Annotated in this window: 14 protein-coding genes; 7 read left to right on the top strand and 7 right to left on the bottom strand. The window is 34.1% G+C overall.

From position 1 onward, the window contains the following. The first annotated feature begins 2 nt into the window (after positions 1 to 2). The 3 genes from GQN54_RS12820 to GQN54_RS12810 are packed head-to-tail and all read left to right on the top strand — an operon-like array spanning position 3 to position 1,783. Positions 3 to 563, top strand: a complete 561-nt coding sequence (locus GQN54_RS12820; protein ID WP_160633956.1) for an IS1096 element passenger TnpR family protein — start codon at positions 3 to 5, stop codon at positions 561 to 563. Continuing rightward, positions 550 to 1,470: a tRNA (adenosine(37)-N6)-dimethylallyltransferase MiaA gene (gene miaA, locus GQN54_RS12815; protein ID WP_160633955.1), complete on the top strand. Its 921-nt coding sequence runs from the start codon at positions 550 to 552 to the stop codon at positions 1,468 to 1,470. Before GQN54_RS12820 ends, miaA begins: the two co-directional genes overlap by 14 nt. After that, on the top strand, positions 1,463 to 1,783 hold the full coding sequence (locus GQN54_RS12810) for a tetratricopeptide repeat protein (RefSeq protein WP_160633954.1): 321 nt from the start codon (positions 1,463 to 1,465) through the stop codon (positions 1,781 to 1,783). Before miaA ends, GQN54_RS12810 begins: the two co-directional genes overlap by 8 nt. Before the next feature lie 4 nt (positions 1,784 to 1,787). Here the strand turns inward: GQN54_RS12810 and GQN54_RS12805 are convergent, their stop codons facing one another. Next, positions 1,788 to 6,281, bottom strand: coding sequence for a translocation/assembly module TamB domain-containing protein (locus GQN54_RS12805; RefSeq protein WP_160633953.1), 4,494 nt, complete (start codon positions 6,279 to 6,281; stop codon positions 1,788 to 1,790). A gap of 14 nt (positions 6,282 to 6,295) precedes the next feature. Between GQN54_RS12805 and tsaD the strand changes: the two genes are divergently transcribed. Next, a complete protein-coding gene (gene tsaD, locus GQN54_RS12800; protein WP_160633952.1) occupies positions 6,296 to 7,327 on the top strand; it encodes a tRNA (adenosine(37)-N6)-threonylcarbamoyltransferase complex transferase subunit TsaD in 1,032 nt (343 codons plus the stop codon). Here the strand turns inward: tsaD and GQN54_RS12795 are convergent, their stop codons facing one another. Next, complete coding sequence (locus GQN54_RS12795; protein ID WP_160633951.1) at positions 7,328 to 8,173, bottom strand: alpha/beta hydrolase family protein; 846 nt, start codon at positions 8,171 to 8,173, stop codon at positions 7,328 to 7,330. Positions 8,174 to 8,215: 42 nt separating this feature from the next. Here GQN54_RS12795 and GQN54_RS12790 point away from each other — a divergent pair, with 42 nt between their 5' ends. Continuing rightward, a complete protein-coding gene (locus tag GQN54_RS12790) occupies positions 8,216 to 10,462 on the top strand; it encodes a T9SS type A sorting domain-containing protein (protein WP_160633950.1) in 2,247 nt (748 codons plus the stop codon). Between the two features lie 127 nt (positions 10,463 to 10,589). Here GQN54_RS12790 and GQN54_RS12785 read toward each other — a convergent pair whose 3' ends face one another. The 5 genes from GQN54_RS12785 to GQN54_RS12765 all read right to left on the bottom strand — a co-directional run bounded on the left by GQN54_RS12785 (position 10,590) and on the right by GQN54_RS12765 (position 15,990). Beyond that, a complete protein-coding gene (locus GQN54_RS12785) occupies positions 10,590 to 10,748 on the bottom strand; it encodes a hypothetical protein (protein ID WP_160633949.1) in 159 nt (52 codons plus the stop codon). 115 nt (positions 10,749 to 10,863) lie between these two features. Beyond that, on the bottom strand, positions 10,864 to 11,442 hold the full coding sequence (locus GQN54_RS12780; protein ID WP_160633948.1) for a hypothetical protein: 579 nt from the start codon (positions 11,440 to 11,442) through the stop codon (positions 10,864 to 10,866). Positions 11,443 to 11,453: 11 nt separating this feature from the next. Then, positions 11,454 to 13,790, bottom strand: coding sequence for a TonB-dependent receptor (locus GQN54_RS12775; protein ID WP_207554901.1), 2,337 nt, complete (start codon positions 13,788 to 13,790; stop codon positions 11,454 to 11,456). Between the two features lie 41 nt (positions 13,791 to 13,831). Further along, entirely contained in the window at positions 13,832 to 14,149 is a 318-nt protein-coding gene (locus tag GQN54_RS12770; protein WP_160633946.1) for a hypothetical protein, read from the bottom strand. A gap of 17 nt (positions 14,150 to 14,166) precedes the next feature. Continuing rightward, positions 14,167 to 15,990 carry a M1 family metallopeptidase gene (locus tag GQN54_RS12765; protein ID WP_160633945.1) on the bottom strand — a complete coding sequence of 608 codons (1,824 nt, stop codon included), beginning with the start codon at positions 15,988 to 15,990 and terminating at the stop codon, positions 14,167 to 14,169. Positions 15,991 to 16,233: 243 nt separating this feature from the next. Here GQN54_RS12765 and GQN54_RS12760 point away from each other — a divergent pair, with 243 nt between their 5' ends. Together GQN54_RS12760 and GQN54_RS15605 are read left to right on the top strand one after the other, a co-directional pair. After that, positions 16,234 to 16,536, top strand: coding sequence for an HU family DNA-binding protein (locus GQN54_RS12760; protein ID WP_317163988.1), 303 nt, complete (start codon positions 16,234 to 16,236; stop codon positions 16,534 to 16,536). A gap of 145 nt (positions 16,537 to 16,681) precedes the next feature. Then, entirely contained in the window at positions 16,682 to 16,921 is a 240-nt protein-coding gene (locus tag GQN54_RS15605; RefSeq protein WP_160633943.1) for a 30S ribosomal protein THX, read from the top strand. Positions 16,922 to 16,960: the final 39 nt, after the last annotated feature.

Below are 16,960 nucleotides of genomic sequence, written 5' to 3'. Positions count from 1 at the left end.
CTATGAAAACGTTCACACTTCGTGTAATTCCTGAAACAGAGAATGTAGTATACAGAGACATCATCGTTAATTCATCCAATAATTTTTATGAATTACATCATGCTATTTTGGATTCATTTGAGTTCACTAAAGACCAAATGGCATCCTTCTATGAAAGTGATGAAGATTGGAACCGAGGGCAAGAAATCAGCTTATTTGGAATGGAAAATGGGGAAGTTTTAGAAATGGCTGAGACTCCAATAGACCAAGTTTTCGACTCTGTTAATCAAAAAATGATTTATGTTTATGACTTCTTGGCAATGTGGACCTTTTCTATTGAAGTTGTGGAAGTTGGAGATGCCATTACCGGAACCTCTTACCCTGCTATGGGAAGAACTTTTGGAGATGCTCCCGATCAATCTTCTCGTGATATAGATGGTAGCGATGCCGAAAGTATTTTGGTAAATGCCATGTTTGATGATGGCACAGGTGATTATGAAGCCCTTTTTGATGATGAAGATGATGATAATTTGTTCGATGATGATCGATTTGAGAGTCTAGACGATTATGATGAATACAACTAAAACTCTTATTGTAATAGTTGGACCTACAGCTATAGGAAAAACAGATTGTAGTATTTGGCTTGCTAAATATTTTAAAACTTCCATTCTATCTGCGGACTCCCGACAATTTTATAAAGAAATTAGTATTGGCACAGCTAAACCTACTCCAGAGGAAATGAATGGGGTTCCTCACTATTTCATCGACTCTCATAGCATCACAGCAGACTTTAATGTCAATGATTTTGAGAAAGAGGCATTAACTCAATTAGATCATATTTTTAAATCCAATGACTATGCGATTTTAGTTGGAGGATCTGGCATGTATGTGGATGCACTTTGTTATGGAATGGATGATGCAATGCCTGACCCTGATGAAAATATTCGGACTCGTCTAAATAATCAACTTGCGATAGCAGGAATTGAATCGCTTCAAGAAGAGCTAAAAACATTAGACCCAGTTTTCTATCATGAGATTGATTTAAAGAATAGTAATCGATTAATGCGGGCAATAGAAGTCTGTTTGATTACCGGACAACCCTACTCTACATTACGCAAAGGGATAATCAAAAAGCGTCCATTTAATATTGTCCGAATAGGGCTTGAAAAAGAAAGAGAAGTCATCTACGATCGGATTAACAAAAGAGTTGACATAATGATGGCCAATGGATTGCTGGATGAAGTGAAGTCTGTTTACAAATTTCGCAATCAAAATGCGTTAAAAACGGTAGGTTATCGGGAACTTTTCGACTATCTTGATCAAAAAATTACACTAGAGGAAGCCGTAGAAAAAATTAAGGTGAATAGCAGACGGTATGCCAAGCGACAATTGACTTGGTTTAAAAAAGACAAGAATACTCATTGGTTTTTGCCTGAACAACAAGAAGAAATGATTAATTTTATAAGGACTTATAAAAAAAGAAATGGATAGAATCGATCAAATTTCTGAAATGCTTACAAAAGATCCTGAGGATAGCTTTTTAAGGTATGCTCTTGCATTAGAGTATGATAAAAAAGGAGATTCAGATAAAGCTATCGAGTTAATCAATCAATTGTTAGAACGAACCCCTGAATATTTAGGTGCGTATTACAAATTAGGGCAGCTTTTTGAAGAAAAAGGAGAGTTTAAAAAAGCAATTGCCATTTATAAAAAGGGAATTGTACTTGCTGAAGCTAATAAAGACAACAAGGCTAAAGGGGAGTTAAACGAAGCGCTTTGGTTAATCGAAGACGAAGAGCAATAGTAAATTATTCCTTCTTACCACCAAATATCAGCTTCTTGTATTTCTCAACCAATTCCGTAAAATTGTTAAATTCCTCTCTATAAAACAATCCAGCTCCTTGAGTATAAGGACTGTTATTAATTAAAAGACTGTTATTATTCGATCGGTTAAACCCTCTTAACCTAAATCTCCCATCTTTGCTTATCTTATATTCCACAGAAAATTCACCAATCAATCCAGAACTAGATTCTGTTAATTGATAATTATTAGATGAATAACCTACATTGCCATCCAAGGTAACTCGATCGTTAAAAATTTGCGTAGAAAGTGCAACTTCATATTCATCACTAGAAAGCTCATCTCCTGGTCGATAATTTACTCCAATATCCACATCGTCACTAATTCGAGACAGCCAATTACTCAGCTGATTGGATAGTAATTCAGAAGAACTGGTCGCCCCTACATTCGCATGTTCATATTGCTGATTCAATCCTGCTGGTCGCGCAAATCGATTCAAAATCAATAATGAAAAGACTTGCTTATTCATTTCCTGTTTATTCACTTCAGAAGAATTGACATACAACACACTCCGTAGTCGCTGCTTAGTTTCTTCATCGGCCGTAGGTAGTTCGATATCAAAATCAATGTCTGGATTCATTAAACGACCTTCCATATTCAACTGCAATGTAACTGGAACACGTCGTTTGTAGGTTCCAGAAGTGTCATCAGGTAAAATATCATATAGTGATGAACGCAATTTGTATATAGCTGATAAATCCATATTCGCTTCAAATGGATCTCCATTCCACGTAATTTGTCCTCCTTTCTCCAGTATGAATTTTTTATTAATCAGGTTTTGTAGGGTAAAAAGATAATCCCCTTCATCGATAACATACTGACCATACATCTCAAAATCTCCTAAAGTGGTAATCTGCATTTTTATATTTCCATTCCCCCTACCTTTTATAACATCGCCAATTTGTTCATCAAAAATTAGTCGAACTTCAGCTTCAGGAGTTACCGTTAAATCAAAGTTCATGACAATTCCATTCAGATTTACTTGGTATTCTTGCTGACTTTGATAGATTTGATCCTTTTTAACAAAGGTTAAAAAATCAGAGCTATACACCTCTGTCCCTTCTGAAAGTGGAATGTTCAGTCGGGTATTTTTTTCTGTTTTAATATTCATTTCGAATATCAAATTATCCGCATATCCACTGATGTTCGCCAAACCACTTACGTTGGCCTTACCGTAATATAAATCATTGTCCGTTAACTGAGTATTTAGGACTAAAAAGTTATCCAGCTCCAATCCAATATCCAAACTGAAATTTTCATAAGCCTCGTGAAAAGCCGTTCCTGTAGCTATTGCTGAATTTCCTTTTTCGTCAAATATTTTAATCAAGTTAAAACCAAAAAAGTCAGGTTCTATAATTACTTCATCGTTTATGACATAATTGGTATTCAAATAGTCTACTTTAAATTTAGCTTCATTTAATTTGAGTTTTCCCTGTAGCTGTGGTAATGAAATGTTACCATTCAATAACACTGTACCGTTAAATGTTCCACTTACATTGCTCAAATAGTCGGTAGTATATTGTTCAAATATATTTAATGGAGCTTTACTAAAAACAGCAGTTATAATTACATTATCTTGTTTTTTATTTGGATAATAGCTTCCGTTAAATTTTAACATAGGCTGATTAGTATTCCCAAAATACCCAGTAGATTTAATCACTTTTTCATCAATATCATAGGCAGTTTTCAAACGTCCATTTCCAATGTAATTCTCGTTGATTACAAACTCTGCAACATTAATATTGGAGGTAATTATAGGTTTGTTGTATAAATCCTTTAATAGCAAATTACCTGATATAGCTCCCTTTAATTGAATTGCTGATGCTGGAATGATATTTTCCAAATAACTCAAACTCATTTTATCAAAAGATACTATCAACGAGTCCTGCGGATTCTCACTAATATTGCCTTCAATCGAAAACTCCTCAATCAAACTACCCACTTTTAAACGAGAAATAGATATGGAAGTGGTATCAATAATTATTTCATTATCAGAATTAAAAGTCCATAACGTATCCTTTATGATGATATAAGAATTTTGAAATTGATTTACACTTTTAGAAAAGCCATCAAACACTGTGTTCAATGTTAAATCTGCTTTATACTCCTCGAAATCATCATTTTGCCAAGTCAAATGTGTTTGTAAACTATCATTAGCTGAAATAATTTTTAGGTTAATGTTTTCCAATTCAGTACTATCTGTTATTACCAAACGGTTGATGGTAGTATTTAGAATCAATTTTTCTTCAGGACTCTCTCCAGTAACTGTAATATTTTGCAATTGATTACTTCCTAAGGTTAATGTAGGAATGAAGCCATAAAAATTGATCAATTGATTTTCACTGTTGTAATTACCATTAAATCTTGATAAAGGAGAAACTTGAACCGTTGGAAAAAATAGCGATGAAAGGATAGATGTATTCTTCAAAGTTAAATCAAAGGTAAAATCCTCTTGGTTCACTCGATCAATTAACTCATTTTTAGCAGATGGAATATAGGCAACTGCAAAATTGGTAAGTGATGGCAGCAAATCATTGAATGAAAAATCTCCATTCATGTTTAAGTCTGCTACATCTGAGCGTAGAGAAACGCTGCGAAGGCTATCTGTATATCTATGGGCATCTATGGTTATATTTTTTACATAAAACGCATTGACACTATCTCTATAAAAACTATTGCTTAATTGAAGCCCTCCTTCTAAATTATCCAGTTGGTTTCCAATCATATTCAATTGTGCAGTAGTTGATATTACAATAGAAGTATCAGTAGTCTCGATCAAGTTTAGTTTTGCTAAGTTGGCTTTGTTCACATTAAGCTTAAAGTTATAAATTGGTAACTTTCGAGAAACATCTATCTTTCCATTAAAGTCAAAATCGATATTTTCGTCTTCAATGGAGGCAATTCCTTCAAAACGTTGATTGTTTAGCTTACCTTTTACTTCGATATTTTTATAGTTATATCCGAACAGCTCTAGTGATTTTACATTACCATCCAATTCAACATTCAAGTCCTCTTTCGTAAATCCTTCTCCTGTCACATTTGCAATCAAGGTTGTTTTTTGAACATCTTGCTCTATACCGAAAAAACGACCAGCATTAAAACGGTTCATTTTAACTTTACCAGTATATTGAGGTATTGCCTGATTACTTTTTAGTGAAATATCGGTAACCATCTGTCCTAATGCAGTATTAAACTCACCATAAGCCACAAAATCAGTTACAAAACCAGTAAATGACCCTTTAAAATTAATGGTTCCTAATAATTCAAAATTTTCAGGAACCTCTAAATGCTTTCCTGATGAAAAAGGAAATAATGGCATACGCTCTAAGCTACTCTTACTTGTTCTTAGTTCACTAACTTTCAAATAAATGAACGTTTCGTCTATAATAGGTAGCCCACGCAAATCAAAGCTCCCTTTCAAATAGGTATCTGAAAGCAAGTGCATTTCAACATTTCTACCCTTCATATTCGAAACGGTTCCAGTCACTTTTCCTGTAAGAAATACCTTTTCTTTCAGGTCTTTTAACTCGGGTGCAAAAAATGCAATATCTTCAAATGCCACAAGAGACTCATCAAAATCTGTATTAATTTCAACAGCTTCGTTAAAGTCGTTATAACTTAAAAAAGAGTCCATTGAAAAGATTAGATGCGCCTTAATATTCGAGTTTTTAGTTTCTAATTTTAAATCTTTGACCTCTAAAAGAGTAGAATGAATTTTTGCATTTCCGAATAATTGCAAAACTCCAAAACCACTTTTCTCATTAAAACTTAGTGCTTCTATCTCCGAAAAAATAGTGTCCTTTTTAAAATAGATAGACCGAAATATACCATTAACGTTTGTAACATCAAGATGACTAAAATCAACTCCATACTCCACAAATGGATAACCTATATCTTCGTATATGAACCTCGAATTAACTAATCGAACATCGTCAAAGTTAATTTTCCAAGTTTCATGATTTAAGGTATCTACGATTACTGTATCCACTTGAGGAGGACTAAAATAGTCTGCAATAAAATCATAATTTGAGCCTTTATGATCCGCCCAAGTTTTAAGATTAAAAACACCTCCTTCTAAAGCAATCTCATTTAAATCAATCACTTGCTTCTTGATTTGCAACAACTTAAAGTTAGCGTAGAGTTTATCAGCATAAATTAAAGTATCATGATCCTGATCTTCAATATAAAACTCTTCTAAAACAATCGTTTTAAAAAATTCAACATCAATTCGCTTGAGCGAGACTGTTGTATTGAGTTGATCAGAGAGATAAGCCGCAGCCTTTTTAGTTAGGAAAGTTTGAAAAGGCGAAAAACGTAAGGCAAATAGAAATATTAGAAATATCATAATGATAGCTCCAATCGTGATCCCTACTATTTTAAGTGCTTTTTTAATACTTTTGAGCTTTAATTTCCCCGAAAAGGTTTGGGTTGCAAATTTCAACAAAATAGCACTTTATGTCGACTTCTTCACCCATTATTTTAAGCATAGAATCTTCATGTGATGACACCTCAGCTGCTGTGCTGAAAGGCAGACAGTTATTATCAAACATAACCGCAAATCAATCAGTACATAAAGCCTATGGAGGCGTAGTTCCTGAATTAGCTTCAAGAGCTCACCAACAAAATATCATTCCAGTGGTAGAACAAGCCATAAAAGAAGCGAATATAAAAAAAGAAGATATTACTGCAGTTGCTTTTACAAGAGGCCCAGGATTGTTGGGTTCACTTCTCGTAGGTGCCTCTTTTGCGAAATCATTTGCAATGGCCAGAAAGATTCCATTAATCGAAGTCAATCATATGCAAGGACATATATTGGCACACTTTATTGAAGACCAAAATAATTTGCCAAAACCTAGCTTCCCATTCTTATGCCTTACGGTCTCTGGAGGACATACACAAATAGTAAAAGTTGATTCTCCCTATGAATTTGAAATTATTGGCCAAACCATTGACGATGCAGCGGGTGAAGCTTTTGATAAGATTTCGAAAATAATTGGACTTCCCTACCCAGGTGGTCCATTAATGGATAAGTTTGCTAAAGAGGGTAATCCAAAAGCCTTTGCATTTACTCACCCTAAAGTTGGTGCTTTTGATTTTAGCTTTAGTGGTCTAAAAACTGGGGTATTGTACTTTTTACAAAAAGAAATCAAAAAGAATCCCGATTTTGTAAAAGATAACTTAGCTGATATCTGTGCATCTGTGCAGCATACTATTGTATCTATATTATTAAAAACATATAAGAAAGCAGCAAAAAACACAGGCATTAAACAGCTTGCGATTGCAGGTGGAGTTTCAGCTAACTCCGAATTAAGAAAACGGCTAAAAGAAATGGAAACAAACTATGGCTATGAGACCTATATTCCTCCAATGTCCTACTGTACGGACAATGCAGCAATGATAGGTATTGCAGGGTTCTTTAAGTTTAAAAATAAAGATTTTGCGCCGTATACAATCTCACCTATGGCCAGAATGAGTGTAGCCAATTGATTAATCTATCGACTCTAAAAATTTTAAAATAGTATTTACCGCTATTTCAGTCTCTTTTGGTAACTGATTAATATCGTAAGGATGATAACCGTTAAATGTATGATTAGCATTTGGTATTATCTCTAGTTTTGCTTGCGAGCAATTCTCTTTTAATTGCATAGCCTCATCCACTTTTACAGTTTCATCTAATTCTCCATGAATAATCAAAAATGGAATTTCAATTTGTCTTACAGCTCTTTGAATATCAAGTCTATTCTTATTTTTTTCAAAATCTTGATAAAATTGAAAAAACATCGGTAAATTTTGTTTGGTTCTTCCGTTTAAAATGTATCGAACACCTGTTAACTCCCAAGTTTTAATAGCTTTATAATCAGGCATCCGATTTGAAAAATCTGAAACAGCAGCTAGAGTGACCAATTTATTGACACGCTCATCTTCAGCAGCACCAAGGATGGCAATTCCTCCACCTCTACTATGGCCAATTAAAGTTAACGAATGTTCGATCCAATTCTCTTTCTCTAAAAAATCAATCACAAGTGAAAGGTCATTTAACTCAGTTGAATAATTATTCTCTCCAAAAGCCTGTTCATCAGGAAAATCAATTGGATGTTCTATCGTCCCCCCATTATAGGAAAAATTAAATTTCACAAAAGTATATCCCATATTCGCAAAATAATCACTGATTAGGTTAAACGTTCCCCAATCTTTAAACCCCTTGAATCCGTGTAAAAATAAAATTGTTCCCCTAGCAACTTTTTTTGGTTTTCTTATGTCTATTAAAATAGATCGATCACGACTACCATTAATAACAACATTAGAAGATAAATAAGAGTTTTGACTGCTCATATTAAGGTATTGATTAATTTTAAGTTCTAAAATAATTATTATATGAAAGCTTTTCTATCCACTTTTTTAATATTCATTTTCAAAATAGCCATTTCACAAATCAGTTATGGCCCATATCCATACACTTTAGATACTGAGGGTCAATCAGAAACTATTTTTACTGTGCAATTGAATCAGCCTAACATAGCGGCACTAAAAGCCGAGGACGAAATTACGGATAACTATAAAGATATTCCATGGAGATTTGGTGCAGTTGAAGATGTCAACATAGACTTCTTTCAAGTAGCATCTCAAAAAACTTTACCAGACGGGACAAAACGCTATCGCTTATTGATTAATTCTAATGATGCAATTAGTATCAATTTGAACTATTCTTCTTTTGAACTAGCCGAAGGTACCCGACTATTTATACATAATGAAGATTTTACAGAAACTATAGGTGCTTTTACAAGTGAAAATAATAAAGACAAAGGTGATTTTGCAACAACACTGACTAAAGGAAAGTCTGCTATCGTTGAAGTTTTAGAACCTCAAGGTCAAAAAGTGGCCTCTAATGTTGTTATTTCTTCAATCGTTTATGGATACAGAAGCTTAATTGATAAAGCTGCAGATTTTGGGAATGCGGCTAGCTGTAATATCGATATTAATTGTAACGAAGGGAATCTGTGGCAAAATGAAAAACGTAGTGTTGTATTGATCTTAAAATCTAATAACTCTAGATGGTGCAGTGGTGCTTTGGTTAATAATGTTCAACAAGATGGAAAACCATATATTTTAACCGCTTCGCATTGCGGACTTGATGCTGCATCTTCTATTTTTATATTTAATTATGAAAGTGCGAACTGCTCACCACGAACAGATGGAAGCCTGAGCCAATCCATTGTTGGATCGACTTTAAGAGCGAATAATTATGAAACAGACTTCTCATTGTTTGAATTATCTTCTACTCCTCCAGCATCCTACAATGTGTTTTATTCAGGCTGGGATGCTACAGGTCGAACACCAAAAAATGCCACAGGAATTCACCATGCTCGAGGTGATGTAAAAAAGATCGCAATAGATTTTGACACCTTGAAATCAGCAAAATATTCAGTAGCCACCTTAACAAACGGTCATTGGGAAGTTTCCGATTGGGATCTAGGAACTACACAAACAGTCTCATCTGGATCTCCTTTGTATAATGAAAGTCATAGAATAGTTGGTCAATTACATGGTGGCAGAGCTGCTTGTGGAAATGATGAACCTGACTTTTATGGTAAGTTTGATAAATCATGGGATTATCAGTCCGCTGCCAGTAAACAGCTTAAAGCATGGTTAGATCCAAACGGTACCAACACCAAAGTATTAAATGGATATGACCCCAACCCTGCTGCTTTTGATAGGGACATTGAATTATTAAATTTTGAAGGACAAACCTACTATCAGTGTGGAAATCCAGGTACCCAATCTATCCTTTTATCCAATAGAGGGAACGATACTATTTTTAATTTCGAGCTAATATATACTTTAAACAACAACACCCCTGTAACAGTATTTATTTCAGACACTTTATTGAGAAATGAGGTTTCTACATTCAATCTTCCACCTATAATTTTTAATAAAGGAATTAATACCTTATCGATTAATGTGGGAAGTATAAATACTGCGTCGGATCAGAATGTCATCAATAATACGTTAACTGCCAGTGTAGTTGGCTTTATCCCCAATTATACAGTTAGCTTTGAGTTTAAAACAGATGATTATGGCTCTGAACTGAGCTACATTATCAAAGATTCGACTAATCAATACACCTTGTATAACAATGGATCGTTTGTAAACAATAGTGGAGGTAATGTTTTTCATTACGATTATTGCTTTTCTCCTGGCTGCTATACCTTAAACCTAAAAGATATCGGAAATGATGGTTATTGTTGTGGGTTTGGTCAAGGATATACTTTAATTACTATGAATAATGGACTAGATACCATTCTGTATGAAACTAGTTTTGCTTCATCAAGTAAGTCATATAAATTTTGTATCACTGACTCAACTACCTCTTTAAATGATTTTGACAATAAAAATTACTTTTCAATTTTTCCAAATCCAACTAAAGATAAAGTAGAAATAAAATTAAAGGATAGTAACACGATACAATCCATACTGTTAACAGATATTAGTGGACGAGTAATATACTATAATGAGCAATCACCAACCGCTACAGTAGATTTACAGGGTTTAAAACCATCAATCTATTTCCTCACAGTAACTACTAAAAATGGAAAACAAACCGAAAAGATAATCAAGCAGTAAGTTATGTTAATACATTTTGCTGCTTGACCTAACCTTTTGACCTTTTTTACTACTGCTGCAAGACTGGAAAACGAATGCCAACGACAACAACAACATAAAATATACGAATCCTTTTTTCATCATTTCTTTATCTCCCCCAAACACCGTTGTTTCTATCTTTAGGATTTCCCATCCCACTTTTAGACTTCACCCTTGAATGTGTATTTTTATTAGAACTACATGAATTTAAAATGATTGGTCCGGCAATTAGAGCAGTCGCAAGAACTAAAATTTTAAGTAATCTCATATTGGTAAGTATTCTTATAGGTTAATTATTATTGAAAGATAACATTAAAATTACAATAGAAAACATAAAAAAAGGAGGCTAACGCCTCCCTTTTTTATAACTATCTAATTTTTGGTTAATTAATTATTAACGGAAAATTAATTTCTACATCTGTATCTCCAGGAGCACAAGTACCATCTTTAACATCTGGCTGGTGTTTTAAAATTAGTTTTAATGTCCCATTGAAAGGCATAGCTGTTAGATCGGTCATCCATTCTGAAGTTAATCCTATTGGATATTGACCATCTGAATCCGTTTTAGTGATAGTAACTCCGCTATTAACATCGACTTCAAAACAAATGAAATGCTCTGCGCCTTCTTCTCTCACTTCCTCTGTAATATCTTCTATATCTAAAGGATTACTTTCATCAAGAAATTCAACACTCACTTCATATGTCTTCCCTTTGGTTAAACGAATAGTATCAAACTGTATAGGATCATTTCCTCCTTCACCATCTGGATCTCTAAATTTTGCTACTTCATTTATAGATGTTGATGAATCCTTGTAATTCACAAAAACCGAGGTAATCAATTCTTCCTCATTCTCGACTAAACGAGGCTGATCATCATCATCTTTTTTACAGCCGATAATCGCTGTTGCTATTAATAAACTTAGGATTATTGGTAAACTGATTTTTTTATAAATTGATTTCATTCTTTAAAATTTTATTTCATTAATGTAAATGGCACTTTTAGACTCAATGTAACATTTCTGCCCATTTCATCGGCGTAGTACCTAAAACGATTCATATAATCCCGATAAACGGTATTTAAAACATTATTGATCGCAATATCTAGTTTTATAGTTTGTTTTTCAAAGGGAATTTCTAACCCTCCTTTTAATTGTATTAAAGTATATGCCTCAGGTGCTTCAGTAAAATCAACTCCCTCAGGAACTCTATTTTGTTCGAAGACATGATTTAATCCTGCTCCAAATGATGGATTAACCTTTTTCCACATCTTTAGAAATCGGTAATTAAAGCCGAAATCTATACGATTGGAAGGCATGAAAATAAGAGGTTCATCTATCGATCTATTTTGTGCCCACAATAAACTTGATTTTGAATAAAAGGAAATCGCTTTATTGAAGTCATAATTTAAAGATAGATCTAATCCGTTCAAAGTTGCATCCACTTGTTTATACTGAAATACAGGAAAAGCTCCTCTTACTGTCAGTGCAGTTCCATCCGGTTGTAAATAAATAAAGTTCTGAATCCAATTGGTATAAGCTAATGCATCGAAAGTCCACTGACTAGTTTGATAAATGGCAGAAGCAGAAAACTTATATGACGATTCAACCATTAGATTTTCATCCCCATATTCTAGTGCTGCTACCCCATGATGCAAACCAGAGCTATACAGTTCATTAATCCCTGGAGCCCGCTGTGCAAAAGTAGCATTGACACCTCCGGTCCACTTCTCAGATATAATTCGATCGACTTCTATACTTCCAGAAACCGTTGTAAACTTTACCTTATCGATTTGATACGCTCGGTTAATATATCTATCAACATCTAGTGCATTATAATCAAACCTAAAACCACTATTGACGTTCCAAATATCCTTTCTCAAGTTGGAAACTATATACCCTCCGATGGAGCGACCATTGTAAGAAGGAATAAAACTCCGACTTCCTTTCAAAACATTTTCTTGCGTTTGAAACTTCCCTCCGATCTCAGTTTTGAATTGTTTCAAAAATGGAAATTTCCAAGCCAGTTGAGCTTGATAAGTTTCCAAATTTACTGCAAATTCTGGATAGCCTTCTTCCTCTTCAGATATCCCTCTTGATAAGTGCTTATCATATTCTTCTCGGATATTAAACTGACGAGAAAGCTGAAGCTCTAATGAACTAGAATCATTCAGTTGATAGTTCGTTTTCCATTGAATTGTTTCATGTTCAACATGCTGATATGGTCTATCAATTGAATAAGAAAAACTGCCTTGGTCTTCCTCTCTCGGAGCATCTCGATTGATTGCATCTTCAAGATCAGTCAAGTTGCCTATATGTGCTCCTGAAAAAATTCCAATGTTATTATTCACTTGACTGTAATACATTTCTGTTTTCAATCGCTTCTTTTGATAACCTAAATGCCAGGAATAATTATATTCTTCAGATCCAGTATTATTCAAATAATAATTGGGTGTACGTATACTCCCACTTTTCTTTAAACTGCCTTGTAAGGCCCAACTAAAATGGGGTAAACTTTCAAATTGACCTTCTAGTCGCATTGAACCAACTCCTTTTTTATTGTTACTACTAGCACCTAAAAAAATCAAACCATTTACACCTGAAGAATCCGGAAGTTTTTTAGGAACAGATATCAATGCTCCTCCTATCGCACCTGCTCCATACTTCATTGCACTAGCTCCCTTCACCACTTTTAAGTCTGCAATAGTAAATGGGTCTATTTCAGGAGCATGCTCTTCTCCCCAATTTTGACCTTCTAATGTTAGCCCATTATTGACAATTGCCACACGATTACTATGTAATCCGTGAATTATCGGCTTGGTAACATTTGCACCACTTTGAAGCATAGTCACACCATTCAAGGTCGCAGCTACTGAAGCTATAGACTGCATGACTTCTTGATTTTCAGACGGGTTTACATCTTGACTAATAACACCATGCTTCCTTCTTTTGAATGATATAATTTCTACTTCGCTCAATTCTTCTGCATGATGTTCCAATTCAAAATTTTGAAGAATCAAATTTGAATTAATATCAACAACCACCGTATCAGGCGCGCAACCAATATGACTAATAATAATGTGATAAGTTCCGATACACAAATTCTCAATTCTATATTCTCCTTCGAAATTGGCAGACACACCTATTTCATTTTCAATCACATAAATTGTTGAATAGGATAAATCTGAATGATCATGTTCATCCATAACTTTCCCCATCAATATTGATTGACAACTTGGATCAGAAGATTGAGAATAGATAAAAGGAACAAATACCAAATTGACCAAAAGGGTTAAAAATGGCTTTAAATTCAATTTATATCCTTTAAATTAATAACTAAAAACTAGATATTACCTTAAACGATTGGTGGGCCTCTTAAAAGATAAGCTGAAAACTGTAAGTGTTTGAATGAAGTAACTTCTCTTAAAAGAAGTTTAGAATACAGTAGGTTAACAACTCCATCAATCTTATTTTCTACCTTAAGGAAGTGAGGTATAACAACTGAACAGAAATCACAACTTTCGAAAACGTGATCAGATATTAAACCATTCGAATCATCAAAAAAGTGAGTATCGTGAGTTAAGTCATGGTGATGAAATGTACTCGCAGGAAATAGCACCACTGAAAAAATCAGCAATAAGAAATAAGCTATTAATCTAAGGTACAAAATCATTTTACTCAAAGTTATCCTTAATTACCTATAAAGGTACTTTCTTTAGATCGTGGAAACACATTATTAGACTGGTCAATATCAGCCATACGTTTAGTCGGATCAATCTCTATTGACTCAATTTCGAATTGAGGAATATCTATTGAGAATTCATAAGTAGGATATGTCCAAGGCCAATCCTTTAATAAAACAGCTGATTTATTCTCCGCCTTCTCAGCTCTCATTATTGACAATGGGATATAGTATTTCATGGCTTTACCACTTTTTAATTTTACTTCAATATCCAATGGCATCGGCATCTCACCTTTACGCTCAATGGTTATTGTTGTTTTATTCTTTTGTGAGTAAGTGGACTGTATGGCATAATCGATTGTATTGGTAGACTTTAACCATTGATCAAAATACCAATCTAACTCCATGCCTGATTCCTTTTCCATAATTCTTTTAAAGTCTGTAGGAGTAGGATGCTTAAACTTCCATTCATTATAATAAGTCAACATCCCTTTGTTAAGAGCTTCTTGACCGATTACATAACTCAACTGATGAAGAAAAATACATCCCATAGAGTATGAGGCTACACCATAAGCTCTATTAGTATGAAACCAATCAGCGTGAGTACTTAACGGCATTTGTTTACCTGAAGATACCAAACTGTAATAGGAGCGGTAACTTCCCTCAAAAGGTTTGAATCCAGGCAAAATTTCAGCCAAAATAACATCTTCAGCATATGAAGTAAATCCCTCATCCATCCAAGAATAAAAAGACTCATTCGTAGCCAAAACGTGTTGATACCAACTATGAATAGCTTCATGAGCTGTTACGCCGATTAAGCTTCCTTTACTCCTGTGGCCAGTAATTAAAGTTGCCATTGCATATTCCATTCCTCCATCTCCACCTTGTATTACAGCGTATTCATCATAAGGATACACACCGAATTTCTCATTCATTTTTTGAAAAATTAGAGCGGTGTATTTAGGTAAAGAATCCCACAAAACTGTTTTTTCGGATGGGACATAAAAGAACCTAAGCAGAGGTCCTCCATTTACTTGATGAGTAATGTGTTTATACTTTTTATCAGCTGCCCACGCAAAATCATGAACCCTTGGAGTTTTAAAATGCCACTCCAACTTGGCAGATTTTTGAGAACCATTTTTGGCGTATCCTTTACCTATTTCTTCCTTGTTCTGCAAATATCCGGTACCAGCAATCGTATAGGCCGAATCCATTTTAATTTTAACATCAAATGTTCCCCACACTCCATGAAACTCTCTTCCTATATAAGGATTTGCATGCCATCCTTCATAATCATATTCTGCCATTTTAGGATACCATTGGGTCATTGAATAGGCAATTCCTTCAGCATTATCTCTCCCAGATCTCCTGATTTGTTTTGGCACTTGAGCTTCGAAGTTCATTTTAAGTGTGGTCTTTGAATTGGGCAAAATGGGCTCTATTAACTTCACTTCCAAAACGGTACCTTCAACATGATAAGCTAGATCCTTTCCATTTTGAGATAGAGCATTTATTTTTTGATAACCTTCTTCATCTTTGGTGAGGCTGTAAATTCGGTCACCTACTCTTCTATCAGGATCTTCTATATTTCTTGACCTAACATCCATCATACTACCCTTTTGAAAGGCATTAAAATAGAGGTGGTAAAATACACTTGTCAAAGTATCGGGAGAATTATTGGTGTACACCAATTCTTGGGTTCCCTTGAATTGATGCATTTGTGCATCAAAATCAATTTCCATCTTGTAAAGTGCTTCTTGTTGCCAGTAATGTGTTTGCGCAATAGAAGAAACTGAAATAAAGGATATTATACTTAAAACAAACGCTTTCATAGAAAAAATTTAGCTGCAAAAGTAAGAAATTCAAGAGGATTTAATCAATACTATTAGCAATAGACTGTTTGTCATAATGTTAAAAATATGGAAAACTTGTTGGTAAGAATCCCGAGTTCGTCAAGTCAATGAGAAACAATTATTAACAAAGTATTATTTTTTTCAACAAAAAAGTGCATTTTTTCTTGAAATGCTTGCTCTACTTGATAATTCCTCTATATTTGTAAGTAATCAAAGCAATTAATCTATATTAATAACTTAAAAACAAAAAAAATGAATAAAGCAGAATTAATTGAAGCAATCTCTGACGAATCAAATTTATCAAAAGCGGACGCTAAAAGAGCACTAGATGCATTCATAAGCGTTACAGGTAAAGCCCTAAAAAAAGATGACAAAGTTGCTTTAGTAGGTTTTGGTACTTTTTCAGTTTCACAAAGAGCTGCAAGAAAAGGTAGAAACCCACAAACTGGAAAAGAAATTAATATCGAAGCTAAGAATGTTGTAAAATTCAAAGCAGGAAGCGAATTATCTGCTCACGTTAAGTAAGTAGTTATAAAATTTCTAGAAAAGCCCATTGATGGAACCATCAATGGGCTTTTTATATTAACTCAAATTAAGTTTTTTGCTCTGCTCATTTTTTTTATATTTGTTTTTCAAGTATATAACTATAACCTTATAATCAATAAAAATAATGGGAAAAGGAGATATCAAAACAAGACGAGGTAAAATTGCTAATGGCTCATCAGGTGTTAGTCGACAAAAAAAGTCAAAAGCAGTTGAGATACCCTCTAAGCCGAAAAAAGTTGCTGCTAAAGTAGAGAAAGCTCCAGCAAAGACAGAAAAAACAGAAAAGGCCAAACCAAAAGCTAAAAAAACAACGACTACTAAAAAGCCAGCAGCAAAAAAAACAGCGAAAAAGACAGATGATTAGTTTTTAAAAAAAAAGATAAAAAAGGGGGCAAAAATGCCC

The organism is Acidiluteibacter ferrifornacis (genome assembly GCF_009909615.1).
GTDB lineage: Bacteria > Bacteroidota > Bacteroidia > Flavobacteriales_E > Vicingaceae > Acidiluteibacter > Acidiluteibacter ferrifornacis.
Note: the sequence above shows the minus strand (reverse complement) of the source record. Positions and strands in the feature narration are given on the sequence as shown.

Excerpts from the sequence above, each read along its gene's own strand:
- GQN54_RS12820 (WP_160633956.1), top strand. The coding sequence starts at position 3 with ATGAAAACGTTCACACTTCGTGTAATTCCTGAAACAGAGAATGTAGTA.
- miaA (WP_160633955.1), top strand. The coding sequence starts at position 550 with ATGAATACAACTAAAACTCTTATTGTAATAGTTGGACCTACAGCTATA.
- GQN54_RS12810 (WP_160633954.1), top strand. The coding sequence starts at position 1,463 with ATGGATAGAATCGATCAAATTTCTGAAATGCTTACAAAAGATCCTGAG.
- tsaD (WP_160633952.1), top strand. The coding sequence starts at position 6,296 with ATGTCGACTTCTTCACCCATTATTTTAAGCATAGAATCTTCATGTGAT.
- GQN54_RS12795 (WP_160633951.1), bottom strand. The coding sequence starts at position 8,173 with ATGAGCAGTCAAAACTCTTATTTATCTTCTAATGTTGTTATTAATGGT.
- GQN54_RS12790 (WP_160633950.1), top strand. The coding sequence starts at position 8,216 with ATGAAAGCTTTTCTATCCACTTTTTTAATATTCATTTTCAAAATAGCC.
- GQN54_RS12785 (WP_160633949.1), bottom strand. The coding sequence starts at position 10,748 with ATGAGATTACTTAAAATTTTAGTTCTTGCGACTGCTCTAATTGCCGGA.
- GQN54_RS12780 (WP_160633948.1), bottom strand. The coding sequence starts at position 11,442 with ATGAAATCAATTTATAAAAAAATCAGTTTACCAATAATCCTAAGTTTA.
- GQN54_RS12770 (WP_160633946.1), bottom strand. The coding sequence starts at position 14,149 with ATGATTTTGTACCTTAGATTAATAGCTTATTTCTTATTGCTGATTTTT.
- GQN54_RS12765 (WP_160633945.1), bottom strand. The coding sequence starts at position 15,990 with ATGAAAGCGTTTGTTTTAAGTATAATATCCTTTATTTCAGTTTCTTCT.
- GQN54_RS15605 (WP_160633943.1), top strand. The coding sequence starts at position 16,682 with ATGGGAAAAGGAGATATCAAAACAAGACGAGGTAAAATTGCTAATGGC.